Raw genomic sequence first — 15,675 nt, 5'->3', positions numbered from 1 at the left:
CCCGTACACCTTGGAGCCAGTCTAGTTTTTATCCGGCGGGGGCGCCAATTCTGTGCTGGGTGAGATCTGCGCGTCTATCACATCATCGCGGTCAAACGCGACAGTACGGGTCGGGAAGGCAAAATCAGCGCCGTGCGCGTGAACAATGTCGACAATTTTCAGCATCACGTCCTGTTTTACTTCGTGGTAGCGTGCCCAGTTGACGGTTTTGGTGAAGGTGTAGATAAAGAAATTAAGAGAGGAATCAGCAAAAGCATCGAAATTCACCATCAGGGTCGCACGCTGTTCAATGTCCGGGTGGGTTTTCAGCATGTTTTTCACATCATCGACAATGGCTTCCATCTTGTCCGCGTCTTTGTAACGGATGCCGATGGTTTCGTTGATGCGGCGGTTTCGCATCCGCGACGGGTTCTGCACCACGATATTGCTGAACACCGAGTTGGGCACATAGAGTGGACGGCTTTCAAAGGTGCGGATCACTGTCATCCGCATACCTATGCGCTCCACGGTACCTTCGATATTCCTGTCTGGTGAGCTTATCCAGTCCCCGACACTGAAAGGGCGGTCGAAATAAATCATCAGGCCACCGAAAAAGTTCGACAACAAATCCTTGGCCGCAAGACCGACAATCAGGCCGCCGACACCACCAAAGGTGATAAGCCCTGTCAGGCTGATACCAAACTCCTGCAGCAACGTCAGGACACCAATAAAAGCCAGCAGCAGACGCAAGACATGCCCTATGGCAGAAACCGTAGTCTGGTCACGCTTATTGGATTGGGAAAGGTAGGCTTCAATGGCGTTTACCAGGCGCAGCATCACCCACAGCATGAGAATGATCAGTAATGCTCGGCGTGATACAACAAGCCAGTCAGTGCCGACCTTAACTACGCTGGCATCCAGCAAGCTGCCTATCGCAAAGGTGGTTGGCCACAACCAGATAAACACACTGACAGGCGTACTGACAGCCTGAAGCACAATCGTATCCCACTGGGTCCGCGTCTTTTTCGACACCTCCACCAGTTTGCTGAACACAAACCGCCAAACCAGCCAGGCAATAGCTGCTGCACCCAGCATCAGACCAACATGTTCGAACCAGTCTAGATTCAACCCTTCAGTGCTTTGTTGCCACCATGCAAGAAATCTGTTCAAACCCTACTCCGACGTTTTTGTTTGCTATCCGGTCAGGGTAACAAAAAAAACGCGGGCATCTGCCAGCGTTTTCTGAGAATTGAGTGAACGTTTGTTTTTTGCTCTTCAAAGCCCGGCAAACGCCACAAAAAAGAGCGACAGAACCAGTGTCAGCACCAGTGCAGTCGAAAGAATGAAGAGGTGGCGAACCTTATTGCATTTGGCAATAAAAACGTTGTCATGATGATGGAGGTATTCCTGACTGCGGATATAATGGAACAACCTTTTCTGGCGACTGATATCACTCTGAGACGCAAAGAAATTATTCCCACGGGCCACTTGTTGGTAAAGCAACGGGTTAGCTTCACGCATCATGACCAATAACGTACGCAGCGAACTCAGGTAGCGCATGATATTCACCAATGCGACAAAAAAAATCGCGATAATGAGTGCGTCTCCGCTCATGGTTTCATCTCCCAATGCTACTTTCGGAGTCTGACTCTGGCGCCCTTAGGCGACTGACAACTCCTGATACAAACAGCACCCAATGAGGTGGGGCTGCCTGTTGGGTCAATATCAATGAAGAACCGGGCTTGTCCGTCTTCCCCTACAGGTTGCCAACACTTGGCTGAACGTTTTTCCATTTTTTCTTACTGTACAGGCTAGTTGGTCGCACGGTTCATTGCGCGAGAATGAAAGGCCACTCTCAGTCTCTTGGCATGATCTCAGGCTGGACATCACAAACACGCCAACCACTGAGCGCAAACCGCCGTGAATTTGCTGTACTCATTAATAAGTATAGAGTTGATGATAAAAACGCCAAGTCAAAGTGCGTTACGTGCCTCTCTAATCGTGATGACATTGGCTGTAAGTGACTCATTATTTTGAATATACAGGATTAAAATGTCGCTAGACTGCTACTGACCATTGATGGAAGTCTCTCCTTTTTCATCCTGAACCATTGTTCATCGAACAGTGAGATCTGCTCGACAGTCTTCCCACAAAGACAATGGTAGTTTTCGATACACAGACTGCTATCTCTCTGAAAGTTGGGCACTACTAAGGAGCGTGTTCATGAGTTACAAACATATTCTGGTGGCCGTGGATTTATCCTCTGACAGTGACGTGTTGGTGGCAAAAGGCGCCATGCTAGCAACGGCACTTGATGCGAAACTGTCACTTATCCATATTGATGTGAACTATGCCCAACTTTATACCGGGCTTATCGATGTCAACCTGGTAGAAACCCGCAACCACATCATTGAAGAGTCTCAATCACAACTCAATGCATTGGCCAGAAAGGCCGCGTATCCCGTTACCCATACACTGGTGGCCAGCGGCGACCTGGCGGAGGAAATCACAGAATCCATCGGCCATTTTGGTATCGACCTGGTGATTTGCGGTCACCACCAGGATTTCTGGAGCACATTGATCTCGTCAGCCAAGCAACTGATCAACAAAACCCCGGTCGACATGCTGATGGTGCCACTGCCAAGTTGATCGCGACGCTCATCCGTCCAGACGAAGATCGCTACACATTGCCGCCAGGTTCTTTAGAATTGGCGGCAATTTTTATTATGTTAGGGAAAGAAAATGGGGTATCTATCGTTTGTCACCCTACTGTGGGCGTTTTCGTTCAGTTTGATTGGCGTGTATCTGGCGGGGCAGGTCGATGCCTGGTTCTCGGTGGTGACCCGTGTGGCATTGGCAGCCTTGGTATTCCTGCCCTTCCTGCGCCTGAAAGGCGTGCCTAAACCCCTGATGCTGAAACTGATGGCAATCGGAGGCATTCAGCTTGGGCTGATGTACTGCTTCTACTACCAGTCTTTCCTTTACCTGTCTGTGCCAGAAGTACTGCTGTTCACTGTCTTCACCCCGGTGTATGTCACCCTTACTTATGACTTGCTGAACCGCCGTTTCTCCCCCTGGTATCTGATGACAGCAGCGCTCGCTGTTCTCGGTGCGGTAGTGATCAAGTTTGCTTCGGTCAACCCGGACTTTATGCTGGGCTTTCTGGTTGTTCAGGGAGCAAACCTCTGTTTTGCTATTGGTCAGGTCGGTTACAAGGTAGTGATGGAAAGAGCAGGCATTGACGTGTCGCAACACACGGTGTTTGGCCTGTTCTATCTGGGCGCCCTCTGTGTGGCCCTGCCGGCCTTCCTGCTGCTTGGCAATACAGAAAAGCTGCCAACCACCCATCTTCAGTGGGGCATTCTGGTTTACCTTGGCACCATCGCCTCGGGCTTGGGTTATTTTCTCTGGAACAAAGGCGCGACTCTGGTGAATGCCGGCGCGCTGGCGGTAATGAATAATGCTCTGGTGCCTGCAGGTATTGTGGTGAATGTACTGATCTGGAACCGCGATGCTGATTTGGTCACGCTGACGTTTGGCGGTGCGGTGATCCTCGCATCACTGTGGCTCAATGAAACCTGGGTGAAAAAGAAAATCGACGCGACCGCTTAGCGCGCCGGATACACAGACAAAAACACCGCCAGCGTGGCGGTGTTTTTCTGTCTGGTTTTTCTGCCCTGTGGCTTACAGGAAAGCGTAAGCATCCGCAAACAGGTGATCGCGCTCGGCGCCACGCTTATTGCAGAACATCTCACGTGCTGCACCCGCCATTTCAAACCGGCCTGCAATATAAATGTCGTAGGCAGACAGGGAGACGAAATCTTCCATCACTGCCTCCAGCACATTGCCGGTCTTGCCATTCCAGCCTTCCGGGGCCGTTTCCACCACAGGAATGTAAGTCAGGTTGCTGTGTTTCAGCGCCAGCGCTTCCATTTCGTCGTTAGCATAAAGCTGGCTGATATCCCGACCGCCCCAGTAGAGGAAAATCGGCTGCGCAACTCCCTGACCCAGACAATGGTCAACCATGCTGCGCACATAAGAGAAACCGGTTCCGCCGGCAATCAATACCAGCGGACGCTGGCGCTCTTCACGCAGCCAGGCATCGCCGTGTGGCGCATCAATCACAAAAGAGTTGTCACCTTTTTCCAGTGTTGCCTGCGCCGCTTTCACCACATCCATGGCATAGGCGTTTTCTTCTGCAGCACCGATATGCAGTTCCAGCTCACGGCCACCCTGGCGGCATGGGCTGCTGGCAATGGAGAACGGGCGCTTGTCTTTCTCACCCATCACCGCAAGAAGATACTGGCCTGCTTTGTAACCGACCGGTTTCTCGGGCTTCAGCAAAATTCGATAGGTGTTATTGGTCAGCGGTGACACTGACGTTACTTCACATTTAATAGTCATTGCTTTCCTCAAAACTAACCACCAGATCACTGCACGGTATAGCCTGACAGGCAAATATCCAGCCTTGTTGTTTTTCCTGTTCAGTCAGCATGGGGTCGAGGTGATAACGCACCTCACCTTCCACCAGCCGACACAGGCAGCTTGCACAAGCCCCAATCTGGCAACGGTTAGGAAAAGGCACTCCTGCATCAAGCGCGCCCTGTAATAATGTCTGGTGTCCGGAAACGGTAAACTGCGTTCCTGCAGGCATCAGGTGTACCGTATACATCGTCTAGAGATCCAGTTTATCCCACATTTCATCGACATTCGCGACAGTTCGCGGATCTTTGCTGATAGGCGTCCCCCACTCACGGACAGTTTCACCCGGCCATTTGTTGGTGGCATCGAATCCCATCCTGGATCCCGCACGTAAAACTTGTGGCTCTCCTTGCTGTACGTTTTCGCGCAACAGGGTATCACGGGCCGGATCCATACGGGTGGTTATCGCCCAAATTACATCGTTCCAGTCGCGGATGTTGACGTCTTCCTCATCAAACACCATCACAAACTTCACGTCTGCCACTTCCCCAAGTGAATCCCAGATGGCTTCAATGATTCGAGGGCCATCACCCAACGCCTGTTTGTTGATGCTGGCCATCACCATGCCGTTAGCGTGAGCTTCCGGCGGCAAATAGATATCCGCCAGCTCACTGTGCGCGGCTTTCAGGCCGGTAACACGGGATTCAATCTCTGCGCTGTCAACAACGCGCGCATCATGATTGGCGTAACCGGAGAGCTCAGCCTCCCATTTTCTGGTGACATCCAGGCCCATCTTCGAGCCCAGACCAACAACGGGCGACGCAAAGTCCAGCGAGTCAATCGGTGTATGCTCAATCATCAGGGTGTCACGTACCGGATCCATACGGGTGGTCATGGCTTGCACCACGCTGCGCCAGTCGCGCGCATCGACGTCTTCATCACAGACAATCACGTACTTGGTGTACATGAACTGACGCAGGAAGGACCACACACCCATCATCACGCGCTTGGCATGACCGGGATATTGCTTCTTCATGGTCACCACTGCCGCGCGGTAGGAGCAGCCTTCCGGCGGCAGGTAGAAATCAACAATCTCCGGAAACTGCTTTTGCAGGATAGGCACAAACACTTCATTGAGTGCTACGCCAAGCACGGCTGGTTCATCCGGCGGACGGCCGGTGTAAGTGCTGTGGTAAATCGGTTTCCGGCGCATGGTGACATGGGTGACGGTGAACACATGGTGGCGTTCCACTTCGTTGTAATAACCCGTGTGGTCGCCGTACGGGCCTTCATCCGCAAACTCGTTCGGGTCGATGTAGCCTTCCATCACAATTTCCGCGCTCGCTGGCACGTCTAAATCGTTACTGAGGCTTTTTACCACTTCGGTTTTGCTGCCACGCAACAGGCCGGCAAACGCATACTCTGACAGGGTATCCGGCACCGGGGTTACCGCGCCGAGAATCGTGGCCGGATCAGCACCATAAGCGACAGAGACAGGGAAAGGTTTACCCGGGTGAGTTTCCATCCATTCACGCAGGTCAAGCGCTCCGCCGCGGTGGGCCAGCCAACGCATGATGACTTTGTTCTTGCCAATCTTCTGCTGGCGGTAAATTCCCAGATTCTGGCGCTTTTTATTCGGCCCACGGGTGATAGTCAGCCCCCAGGTCAGGAGTGGTGCTACATCACCCGGCCAGCAACTCATGACCGGGATTTTATCCAGATCCACCTCGTCGCCCTGCCATACCACCTCCTGGCACGGTGCTTTGCGCAGGCGCTTGGCCGGCATATTTAACACCTGACGGAACACTGGCAGCTTTTCTATCGCATCCTTAAAGCCTTTCGGTGGCTCAGGTTCTTTGAGGTAAGCCAGCAACTTACCGACTTCACGCAGCTCTTTAACGTCTGTGCGGCCCATGCCCATGGCGACACGCTTGGGGGTGCCAAACAGGTTTGCCAGCACTGGCATGTCATAACCGACGGGGTTTTCGAATAAAAGTGCAGGGCCGCCGGCACGGAGCACACGATCGGCAATTTCGGTCATTTCCTGATCAGGATTGACAGGATGGGAGATGCGCTTAAGCTCGCCCACCGATTCCAGGTGGTCGATAAAAGCACGTAAATCAGTAAATTTCATAACCTTCCCGGTTGAGGTGTGTTGATTCGATTATAACGGGTAAGCCTTGCCAGAACAGATTGATATGTAAGAAACCGTCACGCGGTCAGCTTCCCGCGATCTTAAGCTTGAGTCCATGCTGAATGTTCCGGCGTGTCACGCCTGAAGTGGTTTCCGCCAGGGCTTTCAGCCAGGCATGATGGCCATTTTGGGCCAGCAATGCCGCGACATTTTCCCCGCGCTGGCGGTCACCAAGTTGTTTGGTAAGAAAACGTTTCACGTTTTCTGTCAGCGGGTGCAATCCTGTCAGTTGCCTGATTGCGGTCTGTGCCAGTATGGGATTGACGGTGGCAGCGATCATCAATTGAATATGTTTTTCACTCACTGGCGGCATTTCCAGCTTTTGCAGCGCCGACAGGCTGTAACTGTCGGTGCGGCGGCGCCAGAGTAGGTCATATGCCCGGGTCTCCCCGCTCTTCTCAGCCAATGCTGCGAGCACGGCATTATCCGGGCTCCAGACCATGTCCTTGTCAGCAAAATACAGATCCATCAAGGTATCAAGTTGTGCCTTGGAAAGTTTGTGCACCAAGGTGACCATGGCTTCCCGGCGTAATGCGTAGTCACCTGAGGAGAATGACAGCCACTCTGCGGGCTTGAATTGGTTGTAGCCAAGTAAACGCAGCACTTCATCCTGCATTACTTTGATTTGCCAGCGATTAAGCACCCATTTGGCTTCACCGGCATAATTGAAGGCAGGCATGGTCACCCAAAAACCATTGCCCTGGCTTTTAACCAGATACTTGGGCTGCTGGTGGCTGATGGTCACCAGAAATTTTTCACGCTCTGGAGTCATGCCGGTGAAGTCTTGCGCCTTCTGAGCAAGCACGGTCAGGGTTTCTTCCCGCAATAAGTCCGGCATCCCATCCAGATACTGGTTGAGTGCCGTCATGTCATTGGCATTAAACAGCGTCGTCGCACGGAGAATGGCAGTGACGGACGAGGGATCGGCCATATGTACCGCGACATCATCAGGGGACAGCGTCATAGCCCGAGCCCCCCCAGAAAACAGGGTGGGTAGCAATATGGCAAATAGAATCAGAAAACGTTTCATCCCGGAAATCCTGGGTCAGTCTGTCCTTGTTCGCTGACTGAGTAGCGATTCATCTCAATTTTGATGATCTGTATCAGTTTTGGCAACTTATAACGTTGTGAATAAAGATGACTTTTTCTGTTGTCATAATAAAAAAGCACCGCGCGGGCGGTGCTTTCTCTCTATAAACCATCACGTTATGACTTCTGACGGCGCATAGCGTCAAAAAATTCATCATTGGTTTTGGTCATAGCCAGTTTGTCGATCAGAAATTCCATGCCTTCAATTTCACCCATAGGGTGAACAATCTTACGCAGGATCCACATCTTCTGCAGCTCATCTGGCTTGGTCAGTAACTCTTCACGACGGGTGCCCGAGCGGGTAAAGTCGATCGCAGGGAAAACGCGCTTCTCGGCAATCTTACGGGACAGGTGCAGTTCCATGTTACCTGTACCTTTAAATTCTTCGTAGATAACTTCATCCATCTTCGAGCCGGTATCCACCAGCGCAGTTGCGATGATGGTCAGGCTACCGCCTTCTTCTACATTACGGGCAGCACCGAAGAAACGCTTCGGACGGTGCAAGGCGTTGGCATCCACACCACCGGTCAGAACCTTGCCTGAGCTAGGTACAACGGTGTTGTAGGCACGTGCAAGACGGGTGATGGAATCCAGTAGGATAACCACGTCTTTCTTGTGCTCAACCAGGCGCTTAGCCTTTTCAATGACCATTTCAGCGACCTGAACGTGACGGCTTGCTGGCTCATCAAACGTGGATGCAACCACTTCACCTTTTACCAGACGCTGCATCTCGGTCACTTCTTCTGGGCGCTCGTCAATCAGCAGCACCATCAGCTCACACTCTGGATGGTTGTAAGCAATACTCTGGGCAATGTTTTGCAGCAGCATGGTTTTACCCGCTTTTGGCGGCGCTACAATGAGACCACGCTGGCCTTTACCGATTGGCGATGCCAGGTCCAGTACACGTGCCGTGATGTCTTCTGTCGAGCCATTACCACGCTCCATCACCATACGTTCGTTGGCGTGCAGTGGGGTCAGGTTTTCAAACAGGATCTTGTTGCGGGCATTATCAGGCTTGTCATGGTTAACTTCGTTCACTTTCAGCAGGGCGAAGTAACGCTCACCGTCTTTTGGCGGACGGATTTTGCCTGAAATGGTGTCGCCGGTGCGTAGGTTAAAGCGACGGATCTGGCTAGGGGAAACGTAAATATCGTCGGGGCCAGCCAGGTAAGAACTGTCTGCACTGCGCAGAAAGCCAAAACCGTCCTGAAGAATTTCCAACACGCCGTTACCAAAAATATCTTCGCCGCTTTTGGCGTGTTGCTTGAGAATAGCGAAGATGATGTCTTGTTTACGGAGGCGGGCAAGGTTCTCGAGGCCCATGCTTTCACCCAGGGCTACAAGCTCGGAAACGGCCTGATTCTTCAGTTCGGTAAGATTCATAGTGGTAGGTGTCTTGTCAGTCAAAGTTGAGGTCTGAGTTAGTTAGGGTTTAGCGATCAAGGGTGTGATCGGGAAATGAACAGAAATGTACAATTAACGTGCAATAAGTTAGCACCAGATTGGAAAACTGTCTAGCAGATAGGAAGAATAAAGCCGTGTCCGGAGGTCGTACACGGCTTCTCTGTCACATTACAGGTTTGCATCCAAGAACTCTTTCAACTGAGTCTTGGACAAAGCGCCAACCTTGGTTGCTGCCACGCTACCGTCTTTAAACAGCAGCAGCGTTGGAATACCGCGGATCCCGAACTTAGGTGGCGTACCTGCGTTCTGATCGATATTCAATTTACCGATAGTGACTTTCCCTTCGTACTCTTCAGCGATTTCGTCAAGAATCGGGGCGATCATCTTACAAGGACCACACCACTCTGCCCAAAAATCTACCAACACAGGGCCTGCTGCATTGATAACATCTGCGTCAAAGCTGTCGTCGGTCAGCTGCAAAATCTTGTCGCTCATCTTTCACTCCAATGATTATTTTTCGTCACTGGTGATATATCAACCAGTAAATCATCGCACTATTTGAATGTATTCACTACCGTATTGCAAGCCTAAGCTGATATTCTATGCGGATGAAAATGACACATCTCACAGAGCAGAAATTTGCCGACTTCGGTCTTCACGCCGATGTTCTCAAGGGTTTGGAAGAAAAAGGGTTTCATAATTGTACCCCTATCCAAGCACTGGCATTGCCGGTCCTGCTCACCGGCCAAGACATTGCAGGGCAAGCCCAGACGGGCACAGGTAAGACAATGGCATTCCTGACTGCAACTTTCCACCATTTGCTGACAACGGAGGCACCCGCCGACCGCAAGAAAAACTGTCCGCGCGCCATCATCATGGCACCGACGCGCGAGCTTGCGATCCAGATCTATAACGATGCTGCCCCACTGCTGGCATCGACCTCGCTGACCGCAGGCCTTGCCTACGGCGGCGAAGCATACGAGAAGCAAAAAGACACACTGGAAAACGGCGTCGATATTCTGATCGGCACCTGTGGCCGTATCATCGATTTCTACAAACAGCGCGTGATTGACCTGCGTTGTATCCAGGCCGTTGTGCTGGATGAAGCAGATCGTATGTTCGATCTGGGCTTTATCAAAGACATCCGCTTCCTGTTCCGCCGTATGCCAGAGCCGTCTGAGCGCCTGAACATGCTGTTCTCTGCTACCCTGTCATACCGTGTGCAGGAACTGGCATTTGAACACATGACCAACCCGGAACATGTGGTGGTTGAACCAGAACAAAAAACCGGTCATCGCATTAAGGAAGAGCTGTTCTACCCTTCCAACAAAGACAAAATGCGCCTGCTGCAAACCCTGATTGAGGAAGAATGGCCAGAGCGTGCAATTGTGTTTGCCAACACCAAACACCGTTGTGAAGACATCTGGGGGCACCTGGCGGCCGACGGCCTTCGCGCAGGTCTGCTGACCGGCGATGTGCCACAGAAAAAACGTGTCAGAATTCTGGAAGAGTTCACCAAGGGGAACCTGGACATTCTGGTAGCGACCGATGTGGCTGCACGCGGTCTGCATATTCCACAGGTCACCCATGTATTCAACTACGATCTGCCGGACGACTGTGAAGATTACGTTCACCGTATTGGACGTACTGGCCGTGCCGGTGCCAGCGGTGCATCAATCAGCTTTGCGTGCGAAGAATACGCTGTGAACCTGCCAGCGATCGAAGAGTACATCGATCACAGCATTCCGGTGTCTGAATATAACGAAAATGCCCTGTTGACCGACCTGCCCGCACCGATCAAGGTGCAGCGTCCGCGTCAGGTTAACAGCCGCCGCAGTACGTCTGGCAAAGGGGGCACACCTTCGCGTGGCCGCGGTCGCCGCCGTCCGTCGACCAGTAACCAGGGGTAACCAGAGAGCATGGAACACGCGCGTTCGCCCCTGTATGCTGCTATTGACCTTGGCTCAAACAGCTTTCACATGCTGGTTGTGCGTGAGGTTCAGGGCAGCGTGCAAACGCTGGCAAAAATCAAACGTAAAGTCCGCCTGGCTTCCGGCCTCGACAATCACCTGAACCTCAGCCAGGAAGCTATGCAGCGTGGCTGGGACTGTCTGTCGCTGTTCGCCGAACGTCTTCAGGATATTCCACCCGACAACATCCGTATCGTTGCTACCGCCGCCCTTCGCAGCGCCAAAAACGCCGATGTGTTTATCAAAAACGCCAATCACATTCTGGGGCACCCTATCACGGTGATCAGCGGTGAAGAAGAAGCACGCACCATCTATCAGGGTGTTGCACACACCTCGGGTGGCAAAGGCAAACGTCTGGTGGTCGATATCGGCGGCGCCAGCACTGAAGTGATTATCGGTGAAGGGTTTGATGCCGCTGCACTGACCAGCCTCGATATGGGCTGTGTAACCTGGCTGGAAAAGCACTTCAACGACCGCTCGCTGACGGAAAAAAGCTTCAATAACGCAATTGAAGGGGCGAAAGCCGTGCTCTCCCCTATCGTCAAGCGTTATCGCGAACTGGGGTGGGATGTCTGTGTCGGTGCCAGCGGTACAGTTCAGGCCTTGCAGGAAATCATGGTCGCGCAAGGCATGGACGAAACCATTACCCTCGCCAAGCTCTATCGCCTACGTAAACAAGCAATTGGCTTTGGTCAGGTCGAAGAGCTCGATATCGACGGGCTGACGCTGGAGCGTGCTCTGGTATTCCCAAGCGGCCTCTCCATCCTGATTGCGATTTTCGAAGAGCTGGGGGTGGAGTCCATGACGCTGGCGGGTGGCGCCCTGCGTGAAGGTCTGGTGTATGGCATGATGAATACAATGTCAGAACAAGACATCCGAAAGCGTACGATTAAAAGCATACAGTCGCGGTACCAGCTGGACACCACGCATGCCGGGAGTGTCGCCACCACCGCCAACACGCTGCTCAAACAGTGCGGAGACAGCTGGATCCCAGAGCCTGTTGCCCCTGTCCTGCTCCATGCCGCGGCCTCACTCCATGAAATCGGCATGAGCATTGGCTTTAAAGGCGACGGTGAGCATGCGGCATATCTCATCGACAATCTGGATCTGCCGGGCTTTACCCGCGCACAGAAAACGCTGCTGGCAGAAATGTTGCGTCACTACCGTGAGCAATTGCACCCTGTCGGCCAGCAAAATGCGATTTCACCCAACAGTGCCAACCGCCTTCTACGCCTGTTACGGCTCGCGGTGATCCTCTGTCACCGCCGTGACAGCGAGGCGATTCCAGCCTTTACACTCAAGGCCGAAGGGGATGTCCTGACACTGGCGCTGCCGGCAAACTGGCTGGAGAACAACGCTCTGATGGCGACTGAGCTGACGCTTGAGGCGGAGCGCCAGAGCGACCACCACTGGCCACTGACGGTTGCGTAAGTAAACCGGAAATACCAAAAAGCACGGCCGAAACCGTGCTTTTTCTTTATTGGTCAGCAGTTAACTGCCAATCCCACTGTGGCGCAGCAGCGCATCCGGTGACGGCTCACGGCCACGGAAGCGTTTAAACAGTGCCATCGGCTCTTCACTGCCACCGCGTTCCAGAATATTTTCCAGAAACGACTGGCCGGTTTCCGTATTAAAGATGCCTTCTTCCTCGAAGCGGCTGAAGGCATCTGAAGAGAGCACTTCCGCCCACAGGTAGCTGTAATACCCCGCGCTGTAGCCACCGGCAAAGATATGGCTGAAGGAATGCGGGAAGCGGTTCCATTCCGGCGACGGCACCACGGCGACCTTGCTCTTCACGTCAGCCAGTGTTTCCAGCACTTTCGCCCCTTCTTCCGCATCAAAGCGGGTAAACAGAGTGAAGTCAAACAGGCCAAATTCCAGCTGGCGCAACATGCCCATGGCCGAGTTGTAGTTTTTCGCTGCCAGCATCTTGTCAAGCATGGCTTTAGGCAGCGGCTCACCGGTTTCATAGTGACCGGAGATAAACGCCAGCGCCTCTTCTTCCCAGCACCAGTTTTCGAGGAACTGGCTGGGCAGCTCGACCGCATCCCATGGCACACCATTGATACCGGAGACAGCAGGCACATCCACCTTGGTCAGCATGTGGTGGATCCCATGCCCGAATTCATGGAACAGGGTGACCACTTCATCATGGGTAAACAGGGCCGGTTTCCCGCCAACCGGTTTGTTGAAGTTACAGGTCAGGTACGCCACCGGCGTTTGCAGCTCACCGGAAGTGGTTACGCGGCGCACACGGCACTCATCCATCCATGCCCCGCCACGCTTGTGTTCGCGAGCATACAGGTCAAGGTAGAAGCTGCCACGAAGCGTGCCGCTGGCATCGAAAATATCGAAGAAGGAGACCGACTCATGCCACACATCCACACCGTCACGGCGTTTGACTTCCATGCCAAACACGCGCTTGAGCACTTCAAACAGGCCAGCAACCACCTTGTCTTCCGGGAAGTATGGGCGAAGTTCTTCATCTGAAATGCTGTATTGGTGCTGCTTGAGTTTCTCAGCGTAGTAACCCACATCCCAGGGTTCCAGCGCCTCAACGCCAAAGTTGTCTTTGGCGAATTGCTTGAGGGTGTCGAATTCTTTCAATCCCTGTGGACGCGCTTTTTCCACCAGCTCGTTCAGAAACGTCATCACCTGCTCTGTTGACGCCGCCATTTTGGTTGCCAGCGACAATTCACTGTAGGTCGCAAAGCCCAGCAGGCGTGCAATCTCGCTTTTCAGCAGCAGGGTTTCATTGATAATGTCAGTGTTGTCCCACTTACCGGCATTCGGCCCGCGATCAGAGGCACGCGTCGTATAGGCTTCATACATTTCCTGACGCAACGCACGGTTATCACAGTAGGTCATCACGGGCAGGTAAGACGGGATATCCAGCGTTAACACGTAACCGTCGAGTGATTTACTCTCTGCCATGGCCTGTGCCGCAGCCAGTGCTGACTCCGGCATACCTGCTAGTTCTTTGGCATCGGTAATGTGTTTGGTCCAACCCATGGTGGCATCGAGCACATTGTTCGAAAACGCCGACGACAGCTCAGACAGGCGTTTGCTGATTTCGCCAAAGCGGTGTTGCTCTTTGGAAGGCAGTGCAATGCCGGAAAGTTCAAAATCACGCAGTGCGTCGGTCACAGTCTTTTGTTGTGCCGGGGTCAGGCTGTCAAAATCGTCACGCGCCTTGATGGCTTTATAGGCCTCATAAAGCGGCTTGTGCTGGCCGACCCAGGTCGAGTAATCAGACAGCAGCGGCAGGCAGGCATCATAGGCTTCACGCAATGCCTGGCTGTTCACCACCGCATTCATATGGCCTATCGGTGACCAGATACGGCTCAGCCGGTCATCGCTTTCTGCCAGCGGTGCGCAGATGGTGTCCCAACTTGGATCCGTGTTGTTTTCCAGTACCGCTTCAATCGCAGCGCGGCAATCAGCGATAGCCTGTTCAACTGCGGGTTGCACGTGCTCCGGTTTGATCTGGGAGAAAGGAGGCAAATCGTTAAACGACAGTAGCGGGTTGGACATAGGTCAATTCCTTTATATTTTTTAGTCTTACTATTTATGAAGGTAAATGTGCAGCTTTTCAATGCCGGGGCTGCAGATATCACCCAGTGACCCGGTGCGCCCATTCTTAGGGGGCTTTCTGCGCAGCTTGGGTATAACGCTTTAATAAGCGATAATGCTCCCCTACTTTTCTCTTTTCACCGGATATAGACATGCTCAGCTACCGCCACAGCTTCCATGCTGGCAACCATGCCGATGTGCTGAAACACATCGTGCAGAGCCTTATCATTGAATCGCTTAAACAAAAAGACAAAGCCTTCGTCTACCACGATACCCACAGCGGTGCAGGCCGATATGATTTGTCTGACGAGCGGGCAGAAAAAACCGGTGAATACAAAGAAGGCATTGGCTTGATTTGGGCATGTGATGACGCGCCAGAAGCCATCAAGCCCTATCTTGATACCATTCGCACCCTGAACAACGGCGACACCCTGCGTTATTACCCGGGTTCCCCGAAAGTTGGCCGCAGCCTGCTTCGAGAGCAGGACCGCGCCATTTTCACCGAACTTCACCCAAGTGATTTTCCGCTCCTGCTGCAAGAATTTCGCGGCGATCGCCAGGTAAAAATGTACAAGGAAGATGGCTATGCACGCCTGAAAGCCAGCCTGCCGCCCAAAGAGCGCCGTGGTGTGGTGCTGATTGACCCGCCTTACGAGCTCAAGCACGAATATCAGGATGTGGTTGACGCCATTGGTGAAAGTGTCAAACGCTGGGCAACGGGCACTTACGCGATTTGGTATCCGGTGGTCTATCGCAGGAATATTGACCTTATCACCCAGGGACTGGAGAAGCTCGGCATCCGCAAAATCCTGCAAATCGAGCTCGGCGTGGCGGAAGACAGTGAAGAACGCGGCATGACGGCATCAGGCATGATAGTCATCAACCCGCCGTGGACACTCGAAGCACAGATGAAAGAAATCCTGCCCTGGCTGCAAAGCAAAATTGCACCACAGACAGGGCATCAATTTGTTCAATGGGTTGTACCTGAATAACAGCCGGCGTTAACAAGGTCTGATAACATTAAAGGATAACCAGCCCGCTTTA

Annotated in this window: 14 protein-coding genes and 1 pseudogene; 5 read left to right on the top strand and 10 right to left on the bottom strand. The window is 52.7% G+C overall.

The annotated features are described in order from the left end of the window. Window positions 1–21 precede the first annotated feature (21 nt). Together AC6IB1_RS17280 and uspB are read right to left on the bottom strand one after the other, a co-directional pair. Window positions 22–1,149 carry a mechanosensitive ion channel family protein gene (locus AC6IB1_RS17280; RefSeq protein WP_497567642.1) on the bottom strand — a complete coding sequence of 376 codons (1,128 nt, stop codon included), beginning with the start codon at window positions 1,147–1,149 and terminating at the stop codon, window positions 22–24. A 105-nt stretch (window positions 1,150–1,254) separates the two neighbouring features. Further along, window positions 1,255–1,593: a universal stress protein UspB gene (gene uspB / locus AC6IB1_RS17275; protein WP_497567641.1), complete on the bottom strand. Its 339-nt coding sequence runs from the start codon at window positions 1,591–1,593 to the stop codon at window positions 1,255–1,257. Between the two features lie 609 nt (window positions 1,594–2,202). On the opposite strand from uspB, the gene AC6IB1_RS17270 reads away from it, so the two are divergent. Next, the gene (locus tag AC6IB1_RS17270; protein WP_497567640.1) at window positions 2,203–2,628 is read left to right on the top strand and encodes a universal stress protein; all 426 of its coding nucleotides are present in this window, start codon (window positions 2,203–2,205) and stop codon (window positions 2,626–2,628) included. Between the two features lie 93 nt (window positions 2,629–2,721). Then, on the top strand, window positions 2,722–3,591 hold the full coding sequence (locus tag AC6IB1_RS17265; protein ID WP_497567639.1) for a carboxylate/amino acid/amine transporter: 870 nt from the start codon (window positions 2,722–2,724) through the stop codon (window positions 3,589–3,591). A 72-nt stretch (window positions 3,592–3,663) separates the two neighbouring features. Here AC6IB1_RS17265 and fre read toward each other — a convergent pair whose 3' ends face one another. The 7 genes and pseudogenes from fre to trxA all read right to left on the bottom strand — a co-directional run bounded on the left by fre (window position 3,664) and on the right by trxA (window position 9,583). Next, complete coding sequence (fre, locus tag AC6IB1_RS17260; protein ID WP_497567638.1) at window positions 3,664–4,383, bottom strand: NAD(P)H-flavin reductase; 720 nt, start codon at window positions 4,381–4,383, stop codon at window positions 3,664–3,666. Continuing rightward, window positions 4,373–4,651 (bottom strand): 2Fe-2S iron-sulfur cluster-binding protein, encoded by a 279-nt coding sequence (locus AC6IB1_RS17255; protein WP_497567637.1) that lies wholly within the window; start codon window positions 4,649–4,651, stop codon window positions 4,373–4,375. The genes fre and AC6IB1_RS17255 overlap by 11 nt, the downstream gene beginning before the upstream one ends. A 3-nt stretch (window positions 4,652–4,654) precedes the next feature. Next, window positions 4,655–5,089, bottom strand: a complete 435-nt coding sequence (locus AC6IB1_RS17250; protein WP_497569167.1) for a hypothetical protein — start codon at window positions 5,087–5,089, stop codon at window positions 4,655–4,657. Window positions 5,090–5,151: 62 nt separating this feature from the next. Then, window positions 5,152–6,535 (bottom strand): annotated as a pseudogene (ubiD, locus tag AC6IB1_RS17245) (4-hydroxy-3-polyprenylbenzoate decarboxylase); the annotation flags it as partial. A gap of 85 nt (window positions 6,536–6,620) precedes the next feature. Continuing rightward, window positions 6,621–7,625, bottom strand: a complete 1,005-nt coding sequence (locus AC6IB1_RS17240; protein WP_497567636.1) for a hypothetical protein — start codon at window positions 7,623–7,625, stop codon at window positions 6,621–6,623. 176 nt (window positions 7,626–7,801) lie between these two features. Next, window positions 7,802–9,067, bottom strand: a complete 1,266-nt coding sequence (gene rho / locus AC6IB1_RS17235) for a transcription termination factor Rho (protein ID WP_005501751.1) — start codon at window positions 9,065–9,067, stop codon at window positions 7,802–7,804. 189 nt (window positions 9,068–9,256) lie between these two features. Continuing rightward, window positions 9,257–9,583 (bottom strand): thioredoxin TrxA, encoded by a 327-nt coding sequence (gene trxA / locus AC6IB1_RS17230; RefSeq protein ID WP_005501753.1) that lies wholly within the window; start codon window positions 9,581–9,583, stop codon window positions 9,257–9,259. A gap of 113 nt (window positions 9,584–9,696) precedes the next feature. Between trxA and rhlB the strand changes: the two genes are divergently transcribed. Both rhlB and gppA read left to right on the top strand, forming a co-directional pair. Beyond that, complete coding sequence (gene rhlB / locus AC6IB1_RS17225; RefSeq protein ID WP_497567635.1) at window positions 9,697–10,998, top strand: ATP-dependent RNA helicase RhlB; 1,302 nt, start codon at window positions 9,697–9,699, stop codon at window positions 10,996–10,998. Window positions 10,999–11,007: 9 nt separating this feature from the next. Then, window positions 11,008–12,489 carry a guanosine-5'-triphosphate,3'-diphosphate diphosphatase gene (gene gppA, locus AC6IB1_RS17220; RefSeq protein WP_497567634.1) on the top strand — a complete coding sequence of 494 codons (1,482 nt, stop codon included), beginning with the start codon at window positions 11,008–11,010 and terminating at the stop codon, window positions 12,487–12,489. A gap of 60 nt (window positions 12,490–12,549) precedes the next feature. On the opposite strand, the gene prlC is transcribed toward gppA, so the two are convergent. Beyond that, window positions 12,550–14,592 carry an oligopeptidase A gene (gene prlC / locus AC6IB1_RS17215; RefSeq protein ID WP_497567633.1) on the bottom strand — a complete coding sequence of 681 codons (2,043 nt, stop codon included), beginning with the start codon at window positions 14,590–14,592 and terminating at the stop codon, window positions 12,550–12,552. 191 nt (window positions 14,593–14,783) lie between these two features. Between prlC and AC6IB1_RS17210 the strand changes: the two genes are divergently transcribed. Further along, window positions 14,784–15,623, top strand: a complete 840-nt coding sequence (locus tag AC6IB1_RS17210) for a 23S rRNA (adenine(2030)-N(6))-methyltransferase RlmJ (RefSeq protein ID WP_497567632.1) — start codon at window positions 14,784–14,786, stop codon at window positions 15,621–15,623. The last annotated feature ends 52 nt before the right edge of the window (window positions 15,624–15,675 follow it).

This window comes from Grimontia sp. THUN1695, assembly GCF_059704325.2.
This window is presented reverse-complemented; position numbering and strand designations above follow the sequence as displayed.

Excerpts from the sequence above, each read along its gene's own strand:
- uspB (WP_497567641.1), bottom strand. The coding sequence starts at position 1,593 with ATGAGCGGAGACGCACTCATTATCGCGATTTTTTTTGTCGCATTGGTG.
- AC6IB1_RS17270 (WP_497567640.1), top strand. The coding sequence starts at position 2,203 with ATGAGTTACAAACATATTCTGGTGGCCGTGGATTTATCCTCTGACAGT.
- AC6IB1_RS17265 (WP_497567639.1), top strand. The coding sequence starts at position 2,722 with ATGGGGTATCTATCGTTTGTCACCCTACTGTGGGCGTTTTCGTTCAGT.
- fre (WP_497567638.1), bottom strand. The coding sequence starts at position 4,383 with ATGACTATTAAATGTGAAGTAACGTCAGTGTCACCGCTGACCAATAAC.
- AC6IB1_RS17255 (WP_497567637.1), bottom strand. The coding sequence starts at position 4,651 with ATGTATACGGTACACCTGATGCCTGCAGGAACGCAGTTTACCGTTTCC.
- AC6IB1_RS17240 (WP_497567636.1), bottom strand. The coding sequence starts at position 7,625 with ATGAAACGTTTTCTGATTCTATTTGCCATATTGCTACCCACCCTGTTT.
- rho (WP_005501751.1), bottom strand. The coding sequence starts at position 9,067 with ATGAATCTTACCGAACTGAAGAATCAGGCCGTTTCCGAGCTTGTAGCC.
- trxA (WP_005501753.1), bottom strand. The coding sequence starts at position 9,583 with ATGAGCGACAAGATTTTGCAGCTGACCGACGACAGCTTTGACGCAGAT.
- rhlB (WP_497567635.1), top strand. The coding sequence starts at position 9,697 with ATGAAAATGACACATCTCACAGAGCAGAAATTTGCCGACTTCGGTCTT.
- gppA (WP_497567634.1), top strand. The coding sequence starts at position 11,008 with ATGGAACACGCGCGTTCGCCCCTGTATGCTGCTATTGACCTTGGCTCA.
- prlC (WP_497567633.1), bottom strand. The coding sequence starts at position 14,592 with ATGTCCAACCCGCTACTGTCGTTTAACGATTTGCCTCCTTTCTCCCAG.
- AC6IB1_RS17210 (WP_497567632.1), top strand. The coding sequence starts at position 14,784 with ATGCTCAGCTACCGCCACAGCTTCCATGCTGGCAACCATGCCGATGTG.